13 protein-coding genes are annotated in these 14,929 nt (G+C 45.0%); 11 read left to right on the forward strand and 2 right to left on the reverse strand.

The genetic code is table 11. The features are described 5' to 3' along the window. Nucleotides 1–108: 108 nt before the first annotated feature. Together LQ247_RS08990 and desR are read left to right on the forward strand one after the other, a co-directional pair. The gene (locus LQ247_RS08990) at nt 109–1,221 is read left to right on the forward strand and encodes a sensor histidine kinase (protein WP_020452332.1); all 1,113 of its coding nucleotides are present in this window, start codon (nt 109–111) and stop codon (nt 1,219–1,221) included. Between the two features lie 19 nt (nt 1,222–1,240). Further along, nucleotides 1,241–1,840 (forward strand): two-component system response regulator DesR, encoded by a 600-nt coding sequence (gene desR, locus LQ247_RS08995; RefSeq protein WP_020452333.1) that lies wholly within the window; start codon nt 1,241–1,243, stop codon nt 1,838–1,840. 72 nt (nt 1,841–1,912) lie between these two features. Here the strand turns inward: desR and LQ247_RS09000 are convergent, their stop codons facing one another. Then, entirely contained in the window at nt 1,913–2,962 is a 1,050-nt protein-coding gene (locus LQ247_RS09000; RefSeq protein WP_231005919.1) for an NAD(P)/FAD-dependent oxidoreductase, read from the reverse strand. A gap of 282 nt (nt 2,963–3,244) precedes the next feature. On the opposite strand from LQ247_RS09000, the gene nikA reads away from it, so the two are divergent. From nikA to LQ247_RS09045, 9 genes are all read left to right on the forward strand, one after another. Further along, complete coding sequence (gene nikA, locus LQ247_RS09005) at nt 3,245–4,867, forward strand: nickel ABC transporter substrate-binding protein (RefSeq protein WP_231005920.1); 1,623 nt, start codon at nt 3,245–3,247, stop codon at nt 4,865–4,867. A gap of 9 nt (nt 4,868–4,876) precedes the next feature. Further along, nucleotides 4,877–5,821, forward strand: a complete 945-nt coding sequence (nikB, locus tag LQ247_RS09010) for a nickel ABC transporter permease subunit NikB (protein WP_035338411.1) — start codon at nt 4,877–4,879, stop codon at nt 5,819–5,821. Further along, on the forward strand, nt 5,818–6,651 hold the full coding sequence (gene nikC, locus LQ247_RS09015) for a nickel ABC transporter permease subunit NikC (protein ID WP_231005921.1): 834 nt from the start codon (nt 5,818–5,820) through the stop codon (nt 6,649–6,651). The genes nikB and nikC overlap by 4 nt, the downstream gene beginning before the upstream one ends. A gap of 18 nt (nt 6,652–6,669) precedes the next feature. Beyond that, nucleotides 6,670–7,488: a nickel import ATP-binding protein NikD gene (nikD, locus tag LQ247_RS09020; protein WP_020452338.1), complete on the forward strand. Its 819-nt coding sequence runs from the start codon at nt 6,670–6,672 to the stop codon at nt 7,486–7,488. A 41-nt stretch (nt 7,489–7,529) separates the two neighbouring features. Further along, nucleotides 7,530–8,348: a nickel import ATP-binding protein NikE gene (gene nikE, locus LQ247_RS09025; protein ID WP_035339356.1), complete on the forward strand. Its 819-nt coding sequence runs from the start codon at nt 7,530–7,532 to the stop codon at nt 8,346–8,348. Nucleotides 8,349–8,612: 264 nt separating this feature from the next. After that, nucleotides 8,613–9,443, forward strand: a complete 831-nt coding sequence (locus LQ247_RS09030) for a MerR family transcriptional regulator (RefSeq protein WP_023855332.1) — start codon at nt 8,613–8,615, stop codon at nt 9,441–9,443. Nucleotides 9,444–9,503: 60 nt separating this feature from the next. Then, a complete protein-coding gene (locus tag LQ247_RS09035) occupies nt 9,504–10,859 on the forward strand; it encodes an MATE family efflux transporter (protein WP_035399740.1) in 1,356 nt (451 codons plus the stop codon). Nucleotides 10,860–11,164: 305 nt separating this feature from the next. Beyond that, on the forward strand, nt 11,165–12,172 hold the full coding sequence (locus LQ247_RS09040) for an AraC family transcriptional regulator (protein WP_195257703.1): 1,008 nt from the start codon (nt 11,165–11,167) through the stop codon (nt 12,170–12,172). Nucleotides 12,173–12,189: 17 nt separating this feature from the next. Then, a complete protein-coding gene (locus LQ247_RS09045) occupies nt 12,190–12,984 on the forward strand; it encodes an SDR family NAD(P)-dependent oxidoreductase (protein WP_231005922.1) in 795 nt (264 codons plus the stop codon). A gap of 82 nt (nt 12,985–13,066) precedes the next feature. Here the strand turns inward: LQ247_RS09045 and LQ247_RS09050 are convergent, their stop codons facing one another. Further along, the gene (locus LQ247_RS09050) at nt 13,067–14,851 is read right to left on the reverse strand and encodes a phosphatase PAP2 family protein (RefSeq protein WP_231005999.1); all 1,785 of its coding nucleotides are present in this window, start codon (nt 14,849–14,851) and stop codon (nt 13,067–13,069) included. Between the last annotated feature and the right edge of the window lie 78 nt (nt 14,852–14,929).

A 14,929-nucleotide genomic window follows, 5' to 3' on the forward strand; every position in this document is an offset into this window, starting at 1 on the left:
TTCTTATATCAACAAGAAGGCTTCCTTATTTATTGTCGGATGATGCAATCCGGCTCAGGCAATGGTAAAGTTACTCTAAAGATGAAAAGCTGAAAACGAGGTTATATCATGTTCAAAAAGCATTTTGCATTTCAAAAACTTAACGGGATCTCGCCGTATATATGGACGATATTTTTCATCCTGCCCTTCTACTTTATCATGCAATCATCATCTACCCTTGTCATCGTCGTCGGCATCATTTTGACACTTTTATTTTTTGCGGTATACAGATTTGCGTTTGTTTCAAAAGGCTGGGACATTTATTTGTGGGCGTTTATATTAATCGGCATTTCAACCGCCTCAATTATGCTGTTCAGCTATATTTATTTTGCTTTTTTTATCGCGTATTTTATAGGGAACATAAAAAAACGAGCCCCTTTTCACATTTTATATTATGTTCATTTAATAAGCGCAGCCGTCGCTGCCAACTTCAGTCTCGTGTTAAAAAAAGAATTTTTTCTGACACAAATTCCTTTTGTGGTCATCACTCTCATCAGCGCGATTTTATTGCCGTTCAGTATCAGAAGCCGCAAGGAGCGCGAACGCCTCGAAGAAAAACTCGAGTATGCTAATGAACGGATTGCCAATTTGGTAAAATTAGAAGAGCGGCAGCGGATTGCCCGCGACCTCCACGATACACTTGGGCAAAAGCTGTCTCTGATCGGTTTAAAAAGCGACTTGGCGAGAAAATTAATTTACAAAGATCCCGATCAAGCCGCGCGTGAACTGAAAAGCGTTCAGCAAACTGCGAGAACTTCTTTAAATGAAGTAAGAAAAATTGTATCCTCCATGAAAGGCATCCGGCTCAAGGATGAAATGATCAACATCAAACAAATTCTTGAAGCAGCCGACATTGCGTTCATCTATGAAGAAGAAAAATTGCCGGAAAATATCTCATTGCTTAATGAAAACATATTGAGTATGTGCTTAAAGGAAGCTGTCACTAATGTCGTCAAACACAGTCAGGCTAAAACCTGCCGCATTGACATCCAGCAGCTCTGGAAGGAAGTTGTCATTACAGTGACTGACGATGGAACGTTTCAAGGTGAAGAGAAGTACTTTTCAAAAGGACACGGCTTGCTTGGCATGAGAGAACGGCTTGAATTTGCAAACGGAAGCCTTCACATTGATACAAAAAACGGCACCAAGCTTACCATGTCAATTCCTAATAACTCAAAATAAACAAAAAAGGATGGCTTGCATGATTAGTATATTTATTGCGGAAGATCAACAGATGCTCTTGGGCGCTTTAGGATCACTACTGAATTTAGAAGATGATATGGAAGTCGTCGGCAAAGGCACAACCGGACAGGATGCCGTTGATTTCACAAAAAAACATCGGCCTGATGTATGCATTATGGACATTGAAATGCCGGGAAAAACGGGACTTGAAGCTGCTGAGGAACTAAAGGATACAGGCTGCAACATTATTATCTTAACCACTTTTGCCCGCCCCGGTTACTTTCAGCGGGCCATTAAAGCAGGTGTTAAAGGCTATTTGTTAAAGGACAGCCCAAGCGAAGAGCTTGTGAGCGCCATCCGCAGCGTCATGAAAGGAAAGCGGATCTATGCGCCTGAATTGATGGAAGACATGTACAGTGAGGCCAATCCCCTCACAGATAGAGAAAAAGAAGTGCTCGAACTTGTGGCTGACGGAAAAAACACAAAAGAAATCGCCCAAGAACTCAGCATCAAAAGCGGAACCGTGCGAAATTATATCTCAATGATTCTTGAAAAGCTTGAGGTCAAAAATCGGATCGAAGCCATTACCCGTTCAAAGGAAAAAGGCTGGTTTAAATAAAAAGAGAATCTTGGCATATCTCCAAGATCCCCTCGACGAATCAGCCGCTCCCACGGCGGAAACGTTCCTTTTCTACACGAACATCTTCTTCACAAGCTCGCGGTTGCGCTCTTTGAAAACCTCATTATGTGACGACACCATCGCACTCTTGTGTGCTTCGGGATCGATAAAGCGCTTGGCGCTGTTGACCGCGTTTGCCGCATCCTGAAACGCTCCGGCGATCAAGTGCAGCTTGCCTTCATAATGCACAATATCCCCTGCCGCATACAGTCCGGGCACGGAAGACTGGCAGTTGGCGGTACCTTTAATATAATAGTCATCAACCCTGGTAATATGAAGCCGGCTGTTCTCCAGCAGTGAGGTGTCGCGTTCATAGCCGTGGTTGATAACCACTTCGTCGACAGGCAGCTCCATCACCTCACCGGTTTGAGCGTTCGTGAGCTCGACCCGTTCGATCACCTCATGATCTTCCGAAGCGATCAGCTTGGTAATCTGTGTATGGAAGAAGCAGCTCACCGAGCTGTTCAGCAGCTGATCCACCTGGGCCTCATGCCCGCTGAGCGCATCTTTGCGGTAAGCGAGGTAGACCTTTTTCGCTACAGGTTCGAGCTCGTTGGCCCAATCGACAGCCGAATTGCCGCCGCCTGATACTATGACTGTTTTATCTTTAAAATGCTGCAGCGATTTGACCGTATAATTCAGATTGGACACTTCAAAGCGCTCTGCTCCTTCAATCTGAAGCTTTTGCGGATTGAGGATGCCGCCGCCCACGGCAACGATGACCGTCTTGGACAGATGCACCCCTGAGGCAGCCGTATGTAACTCAAACAACCCTTCTTCATTGCGGGCAATCGATTTAACTTTCTCATTCAGCAGCACTTCAGGATGAAATGTTAGCCCCTGCTGCACGATCTGTTCTATCAGCCTGGCTCCGGAAATCGGCGTTAGCCCCCCGACATCCCAGATCATTTTTTCAGGATATACGTGAACCTTTCCGCCCAGCATCGGCTGATATTCGATAATCTTCGTTTTCATTCCCCGCAGTCCGCTGTAAAAGGCGGAATATAAACCGGCCGGACCTCCGCCGATCACGGTCACATCAAACACTTCATTTCTGCTCATCGCTCTTCACTCCCGGTATATGTCATGAGTTTACACTCTCAATCGTAAATGATTATCATTATCATTAAGTGTACTTTGATTGCTTCGTTTTTACAATCCATTTTAATAAAAAGTTCATTCTTCGCCACTTCATTTTCGCCTCCCCCTCTTTGCGCTCGTTCTTCACGGGATGCCGCCGCCATTCCGCAGCATGTAAGCAGTTCCTATATCTTACATTGACAAGGGCATGCTTCCTGCATAGAATGAAAATGATTATCAACTTCATTTAGGAGGAAACAAAGCATGATAAGCGGAAGGATTAGTTCGAAAATTAAAATTACTTTTGTATTAATGCTCGCCTTTTCTATTTTATTGGCCGGATGTACAACCTCAGGAAATTCAACAGAGAAAACGCATGAAAACATGGTCACAATGGCTTGGCCTAGAGATATTGGCGAGATGAATCCGCATGTGTATAATCCTTCCCAATTATTTGCCCAGTCGATGGTATATGAACCTTTGGTTACCTATGAAGCGGGAGGAAAGCTTAAACCGCATTTAGCCGAATCTTGGGATATATCAAATGACGGTAAAGTATATACGTTTCATTTGCGTAAGAATGTAAAATTTTCAGATGGGACAACGTTTAATGCAAAAATTGTGAAGAAGAATTTTGATTCCATTTTAAAACATACTGAATTACACAGCTGGTTAGGGTTTCTTTCAAAAATAGCCCAAACAGAAGTAATCGATGATCATACATTTAAATTGACATTAACTGAACCATATTACCCGACCATTCAGGAACTAGCCGTAGTACGGCCGGTCCGGTTTTTGGGAGAAGCCGGCTTCCCTAAGGACGGCGATACATCAAAGGGTGTCGCAAAACCGGTAGGTACGGGCCCGTGGGTATTGGAAGAGCATAAAGCTGATGAATATGCGGTTTTTAAACGCAATGAACATTATTGGGGTGAAAAGCCAAAAGTCGAGAAAATCAAGGTGAAAGTCATCCCGGACGCCGAAACAAGGGTGCTTGCATTTGAAAAAGGCGAGCTTGACCTCATTTACGGCGAAGGCGTTATCAGTTTGGATGCATTCAAGCAGCTGCAAGCGACAGGCCAATATGAAACAAGCCTTTCTGAACCGGTGGCGACGAGACAGCTTGTCATGAATACGAAAAAAGAACAGCTCTCTGATGAGCGCGTGCGTCAAGCCCTCCACTATGGTTTTGACAAAGAAGCCTTGGTAAAAGGCATCACCTCCGGGTTAGAAGAAAAAGCAGATCATATTTTGCCGACAGACTTCCCATACACGTCTGATATTGATGTAAAGCAAATCAACTATGATCCAGAGAAAGCAAAAGCGCTATTAGATGCGGCAGGCTGGAAGCTTCCGAATGGCAAGACGGTGCGCGAGAAAGACGGAAAGCCTCTTGAATTTAGTTTAATGTATGATTCAGCGGAATCCATTCAAAAAACAATGGCCGAAACGCTGCAGGCAGAATGGGCGGCGATCGGGGTAAATCTGAATCTTGAAGGTGTAGAATTGGCAACCCAAGTCAAACGGTTTAAAGCGAATGAGTTTGATATGAACTTCTTTAGCAACTATGGTGCGCCTTATGACCCGCACACATTTTTAAACATTGTCTCCTCCAAAGGATTCGGATTTAATGAAGCGATTTCAGCCTATCCAAACAAGGACGAGCTGATCAAGCAGATGGCAAAGGTACCTCAAACGACTGATGAAAAAGAGCGGCAGGAGCTTTACTCATCTATTTTAAAATCCCTTCAAGACCAGGGAGCCATCGTTCCTGTTTCTTATATTAAAAAGACGGCGATATATCAAAAGAATATCAGCAACTTTACGTTCCCTGCCAATCGTGACGAACATCCATTTACAGGGATTCGCATCAAGCAGCAACACTAGGAGGCTTTTATGGGCAACTATATATTGAAACGAATCATGTCTATTATTCCAGTGTTTCTTTTAGCTGCACTTCTCACAACTGGAATGATTCATCTCTCACCGGTTGACCCAGCTGAAGCATACTTAGCCGCAGCACATATCCAGCCAACCGATGAAATTTTAGCGCAAAAAAGACATGAGTTTGGCTTGGATCAGCCATTCTTTATTCAATATGTAAACTCTGTATTGAAGATATGCCAACTTGATTTTGGCATATCTTATGTTTCGAATCAGCCGGTTTGGGATGAAGTTGCACACCGAATGCCGGCGACGATCGAGCTCGCGCTTGGGAGTTTAATGATTGCGGTGCTTGTCAGTGTGCCGCTAGGCTTCTTAGCGGGAATTAAAAGAAACGGTGCAGTTGATCATATCAGCCGCTTCATTTCCTTTTTCGGAGCATCCATCCCGACTTTTTGGTTAGGGTATATGCTGGTTTTTTTCTTTTCTGTTCAGTTAGACCTTTTGCCGGTAGAGGGAATCGGGACATGGCAGCATCTTGTACTGCCGTCGATGACTTTGGCGCTTCCTTTAATCGCGATGTATACAAGGCTGCTCCGTGCAAGTGTCATCGAAAACCTGCAAGAACCCTATGTGCAATTTGCTCGCATAAGAGGAATGACGAGGATGAACATTATGGCCAAACATGTATTGCGAATGGCCATTTCTCCGATGATTACGGGGCTGGGAATGAACCTTGGCAAGCTGCTCACCGGCACAATCATTGTTGAAGTCGTTTTTTCTTGGCCGGGCTTTGGCCGTTATTTTATTGAGGCCATTTTCAATCGGGACATCCCTGTCATTCAATGCTATGTGTTCTTAGCCGCCGCCTTTTTTATATTGAGCAACTTAATTGTTGACCTTATTCAAATGTATATTGACCCGCGCATTTCAAGGAAAGAAGGACAGCATCGATGATAAGTATACGCAAGATTTTCAAAGGCCCAAAAGTGATCGCAATCTGCACCTGCACCATCATATTAACCGTCCTTTTTATCATCGCTGTATTCGCCCCTTGGATTGCGCCGCATCACCCTGCTGATGTCCATTTGGTCTATAAGCTGCAGCCTCCGTCCTGGACGTTTCCTTTAGGAACTGATCATCTGGGAAGATGCAACTTATCCCGCCTTTTGTACGGCGCCCGAATTTCTCTTGGATTCGCGATGCTCATTTTCATTTCCTCACTCGTTATCGGCCTCATAATCGGGACGGTCTCAGGGTATAAAGGCGGCTGGATTGATCAGCTGTTAATGAGATGCTGCGATGGTGTGATGGCCTTTCCGAACTTAATTTTAGTTCTTGGCCTCGTGGGCATATTCGGTCCTGGACTTCCTCAAGTCATTGTGGCCCTCATGCTTGTGCAATGGGTCTATTATGCAAGAATTTTTAGAGGAATGGTGCTTAGCCTGAAAGAGGAGAATTTTATTGCGGCGGCAAAAATCAATGGATCTTCACAATGGAAAATTATTAAACAGCATATTATCCCTAATGTCCTCCCTCCCCTCGTCGTCATCGGCACGTTGGAAATGGGCTGGGCCATTATGGATATCTCCGCCATGTCTTTTCTCGGATTAGGCGTCCAGCCCCCGGCAGCTGAGTGGGGAGCGATGATTCATGAAGGTAAATCGTATATTCGGACGAACCCCGAGTTAATGATTTATCCAGGGCTGATGATCATGGTTGTCGTTGTGACGTTCAATTTATTGGGCGAAGCCTTATCAGATCAATACGGCGTCAAACGTCGATGATAAAAAGGAATGAGGAAGTTGGGAACAGAACAATCAACAGTACTTCAAGTCAGGGATTTGCATGTGCAGGTTCACAATCAAAAAGGAAATTCAACTATCGTTCAAGGGATTAATTTTGAACTGAAGCGCGGACAGGTTCTTGGTTTAATTGGTGAGAGCGGTTGCGGAAAAACGGTAACGAGCATGTCTATTCTTCAGACGCTTGATCCAAAAACAACCAAGGTGGAAGGAAGTATTGCTTTGCGGGGCCGGGAATTGAACGGATTAGCAGAACAGGACATGCGTAAAATCCGCGGCAAAGATATAGCCTATATCATGCAGAATCCGATGAACGCTTTTACACCCGTTTTTACGATCGGCCAGCAAATGATCGAATCGATTCGCTCTCATACATCTTTTAGCAAAAAACAGGCGAAAGAGCTCGCGACCGAAGCATTGCATCATGTAAACCTCCCCCACCCCGCTAAACTTTTGCATTCCTACCCTTTTCAATTAAGCGGCGGAATGCTTCAACGGGTCATGATTGCAATTGCAGCATGCCTGGAGCCGGCCGTTCTTATTGCGGATGAACCCACAACTGCGCTCGACGTGTTTAATCAGAAGACGGTGCTGAAATATTTAGACGGCTTGCGATCTGAATTCGGCACGGCGATTTTGCTTATATCTCATGATCTGGGCGTCATTGCTGAAATGGCCGATGAAGTCGCTGTGATGCAGAATGGGAGAATTGTAGAAAATGGAGATGTGTTTCAGCTGTTTGATGAACCAAAACATGACTATACAAAGAAGCTGTTAAGTGCACGGTTGACTTTGCCAATGGATCAACTTGCCACTTGAGTCAGTATGAAGAAGACCTGCATTTGATATGAGGTGAACAAGTGAGTTTATTACAAGTGAAAGACGTCACTCATCATTATACGGCGCGCAAATTGTTCAAATGGAAAGCTCCATCGAAACAAGTCCTTTCCAATGTCAGCTTTTCAATTGAAGAAGGCGCATGTCTGGGCATGCTTGGACCAAGCGGAGCCGGGAAAAGCACATTGGGAAAAGTGATGCTCGGTTTGGAACGGCCGCAATCAGGCCAAATCTTTTTTCAAGGTCATGATCTATATAAAGCCGAGCAATCCATCCGGCGGAAAATCCGCCGCGACCTTCAAGCTGTTTTTCAAGACTCATATTCTTCCGTCAACCCGCGAATGACGGCGGAACAAATCATAGCAGAACCGCTGGAAAACTATGAAAGGCTCACAATCGCCGAGCAAAAACGGACCATTATCGAGCTGTTGGAAAGAGTAGGCTTAACTGAAGAGGATTTAACAAAATATCCGCATCAATTCAGCGGCGGCCAATTGCAGCGAATTAATATTGCAAGAGCAGTCTCGCTCAAGCCGAAGCTGATCGTATTGGACGAGTCTGTCAGCAGCCTGGACATGGTAACCCAAACGCTTATATTGGATTTATTAAAAGAGCTCAAAAACGATTTTGGAATGTCGTATTTCTTTATAACGCATGATTTAAAAGCCGCCTATCAATTAAGTGATACACTAGGTGTTTTAGATCACGGCCAATTGACCGGGCTTTACGAGAAAGATCGGTTTTTAAAGTCAGACCACCCGGTTGTAAAAGAAATGAAGCGTTCCATACTGGCAGAGCACCCGCGATTTCGTTCAATCGGAACAAGGGCGGTTCAGCAATAAACTTGCCGGGAACATTTCAAACCTTTTCTCTGAAATGAGCTTCTTTAACCATACTGTATTCACGTTTGTGAAAAATAAATGAGGGCTTCCAATCATGAAGCCCTCATTTATTTTTGAAAATCTATCATTTGGCGTAATGCCCCTTTTAGAGGCTGCGGTTCCTTGTTGACCAGGCATGCATTTTCACCTAATGTCAATAGTAGGCTTAAGATATACATCCGATAACCCTAAAAAAAGTTCACATACCAACAAATGAGGTGAAAAATGGTGAATAATCGATTCCGCGTGGGAGAAGTAGCACGGCTTTTCAAGCTGCCCGCATCGACTCTGCGTTACTATGATGAAATCGGACTGTTCAAGCCAAAGTATACTGACCCTGAAACATCCTATCGATATTATGGTGTTGAACAATTTCAGGTTCTGGATACCATTATTTTTTTAAGGAAAAATGGATTTTCGTTAAAAGACATTCAGCATCAGTTAGATAAAAGGACTCCGGAAACGACGATGGATATTTTGAAGAAGAAGCTTGAGGAAGTGAGGATGGAAATTTGCCGGCTCCAACGCAGTGCGGCGAGGATCGAAAACAAAATTTCCACAATCGAAGAAGGAATAAAACTTGCCGGTCATCCTGCTTTAACATTTCAGTATTTCCCAAAACGGCCTGTTTCCTATCTGTATTTTGACAAACCTGTTGATCTGATAGAGGAAGGCGACGACATCTATTTAAAGGATAGAGAAACGCTTTCGAGCCAGTCGATCGAGAATAACGGCTTCTTCACCGGAGACATCGGAACGATCGTGGATATGGAAAGCTTGAAGCAAGAAGGACCTGTAAAATACATCGGCTTATTTGAATTGCTGCACGGCGAAAACAGCAATGAATATTTAAACGAAGGTTTGTATGCAAGCTATCCTCATATTGGCCCCTACGAGGACATGAGAAAAAGTTATCAGCTTGTTTTACGTCAGCTGAAAGAGGAAGGATATAAACTTGAAGGAATCCCCGTTGAGATTTCCGTTCTTGATGAGGCTGTCATCAAGGAGTCCGATCATTTTGTCACTTTAATCCAAATTCCGGTGACAAAGTTTTGATTGACCTTCAAGTAACTTGAAGGTTTAGAATACTCCTGTAGCTCATTATAGGAGGAATACATGATGACAGAAACACATCAGCAGCTAATGAAATTACCAGTTAATCAAGTGTTTTTTAAATATTTCATCCCTGCAACGCTTGGATTACTCTTAATGTCAGCGAATATTTTAATTGATGGCCTATTCGTTGGAAATGGGATTGGAACCGCAGCACTGGCTGGAGTGAACCTTTCCTATCCGGTCATTTCTTTGATTATGGCCATCGCTCTGTGGATTGGGATAGGCGGAGCAACGAAGTACTCTATCAGCATCGGGGAGAATCGTCCGCAAAAGGCAAGCAGCGTTTTTTCTCTGGCTCTCTTCTCTACACTAATCATCAGTGCGCTTTTAGGGGTGTTCGGGCTTTTCAATATTCAAGCCATTTCCCTATGGCTTGGCGCTAACTCCGACACCTCTTCTTACGTCATAGAGTACTTAAACGTCATGTTTTTATTCGGCTGGGTCATCGCATTAGAACAGGTCTTAAGTATTTTTGTAAGGAATGACGGCAGTCCAAAGCTTTCGATGATAGCTCTTGCAACAACATCGATTGTGAATATCATTCTGAATTTTTATACAATCATGATTTTGAACATGGGGGTAACAGGTGCTGCGATTTCAACGGTGCTTGGCGGATTCGCCGGACTGCTTGTATTATCCCTGCACTTCTTTAACCGTCAAGCGCAACTGAGAAAGCTGGCGTTTCAGTGGTCCCGGAAATCCCTTCTGCACATCTTTGCCATCGGGTTTCCAAGTTTTCTGGCGGAGGCCGGGCTCCTCATATTTGTAACAGGGTATAACCTGGCGATGTCCGAATTGGCAGGCACGGGAGGGGTCGCTGCCTTCTCGGTCATCAACTACCTTCACGGGTTTATGTTCCTGTCCTTCTTCGGCATTGAAATGGCGCTTCAGCCAATGATCAGCTATTATCATGGTGCTGAAGAAAGCGAACGAATCAAAAGCAGCATGAAGATTGGGGAGAAGACCGCTGTTATCCTGGGAATTCTTTTGCTCGTTATCGGTTGGGTGGCTGCACCGTTCCTTGTAGGTTTATTCGGAATAGAATCAACCGAAATCCAGGAGCTGGCCATCGATGGAATCCGCCTATTTTTTATCGGGTATATCTTCCTTGGCTATAACTTTGTCTATATGAGTTACTTTCAATCCATTGGCCGGGCCGGCTCATCGGCTTTGATCATCATATTGCGAAGCTTCGTGTCCCTTCTCATCCTGCTTTGGATTTTGCCTAAGTTTATTGGCGTCACGGGAGTTTGGCTATCCTTGCCGCTTTCCGAGTTTTTTGTCGCCGCCCTCCTCTTTTTCATGACGAGAAAACATGTGATGAAAACAGGAAATCCCGTGTTTGGCAAGGGATGATTTTACAGCCGGGAGTTTCCTCCCGGCTTGTTTCCTATATTTAAGGACTGCATACATCAATTGAAGATTCAAACAATAATACTTGTCCCTCCTATTTGAAGGTAATGATAGAATACAGGCGCCTGCCTGTCACAGTCTTCGTACGCTGACACGTTCGGCGTAATCGGCAAGTTAAATGTCGTCCTTTGCTAGTTACAGTCCGACAATGGATAGGTAAAGTTATAACTGTCCCGCCAATAAGGCAGGATGGAATGACGACCAAGTGAGCGAAGGTGCAGAAAGTTAAAGGAGTGCTCATACGTATGATGTCTCATAATCGAATTAAATTCCCGGCAGGGTTTTGGGCGGGATTGCGTCACTTAGGAATTAACGCCTCTGACGTGCTCCGAAAAGCCCAGCTGCCGCTCACCATGATGACTGAACCAGTTGTCACCGCCGCCCAATACCTCGCGATCTGGCAGGCGTATTCCGATCTCGTTGATGATGTTTCCAAAGGAATCATCAAGCTTGCGACCGGCTTTGAGCCGGCACATTACCCTCCAGCCGTATTAGCGGCTTACCATGCTCGTGACTACCGCGACGCGCTAAAGCGAATGGCCCGCTATAAACAATTGTGCCCTCCCGAAAGCTTGCGTATCACCGAGGAAAGTGAGCACTGCACAATCGAACTGGAATGGTTGGATGATAAGCAACCCGGTCCGCCGCTCTTGATTGGCATTACACTGGCATTTCTTCTGGAACTCGGGCGCCGGGGTACAGGTCAGCCGTTGACAGCGAAGTCGGTCGAGTTTGCACACCCAATGGGCGACATGCAGGCGCTTGAAGCATACTTCGGCTGCCGTATCCGGAGCGGTGCAGATCGGAATCGGCTGACGCTGCATCGAGGAGATCTGGACCGCCCCTTTGTCTCGTATAATGCAGAGTTGCTGGAGATTCTGACTCCTGTGCTGGATCAATCGTTGAATGATCAGCAAAATAGCCTTTCAATCACTGAAGTGGTCAAGTGGATCATGAAACGCACGCTCACAGGAGGGCACCCAGACATTCAGACTGTCGCGGGCGAATTGGGAATGAGCGGCCGCACCTTGCAGCGCCGGCTTACTGATGAAGGCACTAGCTTCAAACAGCTGTTGATCCAAGTCAGACATGAGCAGGCGCGGGAGTACTTGGCAGACCCTTCGCTCGATATTAAAGAAGTGGCCTTTCTGATCGGATATGAAGATCAGAACTCGTTCTACCGGGCCTTCCGCCTCTGGGAAGGCGAGACACCTTCTAATTGGCGTAAGCAAACCCGGATGAATGGACTTAACTAGAATAGGAGAAATGTTTGATGGATATGGGATTAAAAAACAAAACAGCTTTAGTTACAGGATCGACGAAAGGGATAGGAAAAGCCATCGCTATTGAACTTGCCAAAGAAGGTGTTCATGTCCTCATTAACGGACGAAATGAGGAAGAGGTAGAACGAATAGTCAATGAAATAAAATCAGCTTTTCCTGCCACCTCTCCCCAAAACGCCGCGGCTGACATCGTGGATATTAGGCAAAGGGAAGCTTTATTTAAAAAATACCCTCAAATCGATATTTTAATAAACAATATGGGTATTTATGAAATCATGGAATATGAGGACGTTGACGATGAAATATGGGAAAAATACTTCCGCACCAACGTTCTGGCTGCAAACGGTTTAACTAAATTTTATTTGCCGAAAATGCTGAAAAATGATTTTGGCCGCATCATCTTGATTGCGAGTGAAGAAGCGATGATGCCTTCTGGGCAGATGCCTCAGTATTGTATGACAAAATCAATGCTATTATCATTGTCAAAAAGCTTATCTAAATTAACAATCGGAACAGAAGTGACGGTCAATACGATCATGCCGGGGCCGACGCTCTCTGAGAATGTGAAGCAAATCATTGAGGGAATGTACCCTGATGAAGGAATGACTTTTTCAGAAAAAGAGAAGAAATTTATGACCACAAACCTGCCTCAATCCGAAATACAGCGATTTATCAAACCTATTGAAATCGGCAGACTGGCGGCATTTGTATGCAGTCCTTATGCATCCGCATTTAAAGGGTCTCCGATCCGTATGGACGGAGGAATGGTGCCGACTATTTTTTAAGATCTCCTGTTCAAAATAGACTTCGTCAAAACGAAAAACAAGCTGGCGGCAGTAAGCGCCAGCTTGCAGCTTTTGATGAAGATCAGCTTCTCCCCTTTTGATCAACTTTCAACTGAATACTGTTGGACTTATAGATGATCTTCACTTTATATTTGCTTGGCAATCCTCTGGTTTCGACGGAAGAAAATGAGCCATGACGCTTGCGGAAGGTTATGACCGCCGATCCATCAGCCGGAATGTAATTGTCTGTAAAATTGAGACGTAATGTCCCCTTTAATCTTGCTTTTCCTTTAATTTTCAACTGATCTTTTTTACCGCTGAGATGAAGTTCAAGTATTCCTTCAGCAGATTGTTTGTAGTCTCCCCCGATCATCAGTTTTCCCGGCACATCTTCCCTAAGGGTGCCTCTTCCCAGTGAAACATCACCTCTCCCGAAAGCTGTCTCCGAACCGCCCTCAAGCGTCCCTTGATCAATCCGTGTACCGCCGGAATATGTATTTTTCCCTTCCAGCTTCAAAGTGCCTGTCCCCTTTTTGGTCAGCTTTCCAGCGCCGGAGATGTCGTTGCGCCAGCGATCCGTTGCATGGAAGCCGCCTTTGGCAGCATCCATCTTCACGGTAACATCTTTGGTCAAAGCACCATACCCATCTGCGGCGGAAAAGAGATTAAGCCTTCCCCATCCTTCCGCATCATCAAGAACAGGATAGCCGGCCGGAAGACCGGTAGTGGCTAAAATCAAACGGCGCTGCTTTTTATCAAGGTAAGGAAAACGCGTTTCCAGCAGGACTTCGGCTCCCTTTGGAACTGCCATTAGTTTAGCGGTTGTCTTCATTTGACGAAATCCATATGTCAATCGTTCCGTATATTGTTTTTTATTCGTTTCATAATCGCTGTATCTGTCTTCGCCTGTACCGGTTTGCGTTAATAGTTTACGATGAGCTTCATCATAAGCCGTTTTCTTCAATTTTTCATTGTCGGGATCAGACAGAATCGCAGCTGACAATGCTGTAGCCATGACCCTCCCCCCCATAACGTCCAGCGGGGAATGCATACCGGCAACAATCCGGTTATGACCGAGTTCAGAAGCGCGAGTCAGCAGCTCCTGATAACGCTCTGGTATCGCATAGGCCATGGCAAAAGCGCTGAGATATGCGGCGTTCGTATGTCCGCTTGGAAAACCTCCGTCTTTGCTCGGATCAGGATTGATGACGGGAATAAGCGTTGGAACAATGATCGAATTGTCTTTCCAGCGAAACGGACGGGGATAATTGAAATAGCCTTTAGCCGGATTCGATGAAGAATAGTTGCCGCGTAAAGTATTGACCAAGCTCACGACATGTCCAAGTTCCGAACTGGTGCTGCCTGAATTGGTTCCTTCATCATGATATTTTTTTATCGAGGCACCTGCCGGGATGCTGATGATCGTTGTCGTCGCTCCCGCGTTCATTCGGTAGACGTCAGCAAGCTTCCCGAGGCCGTCAATAACACTGTAGCTCTGGCCCCTCCGATCATCAAAATATGCAGCATTTTCCTCAAACATCGTGCGGTGTTCAGCAATATCCACGACTTTTTGGATGTTGGCATCCAACACTCTTCTGTTCAGTTTAGTACCGGTATTCCACATCTTTCCGGGGATCCAAAGTTTATTAAATTCGGAAAGCACCCCGATGACTGGATTGGATTCCACCGTCATATTAGCAGAGATATTATTTTTGTAATGATCTACGAAAAATCCGGAAGACTGCCGCGAAGCTGCAGTTGTTGGTTTAGTTGCCGCGCTCGCATCGCCTACAACCAGAGAACTTAGAAGAAGTGCCAAAGAACAGACAGCTATCAGTAAATGCTTCCTCATCCTTAATCGTTTCATTCTCACATCATATCCCCCTTGCTCTTAATCTCCCAACCATCAAGTTCTATATGATCGTATCGTAAATTTGTTAAATCA

This window comes from Bacillus sp. BS3(2021) (assembly GCF_021043345.1).
Taxonomy (GTDB): Bacteria; Bacillota; Bacilli; order Bacillales; family Bacillaceae; genus Bacillus; species Bacillus paralicheniformis.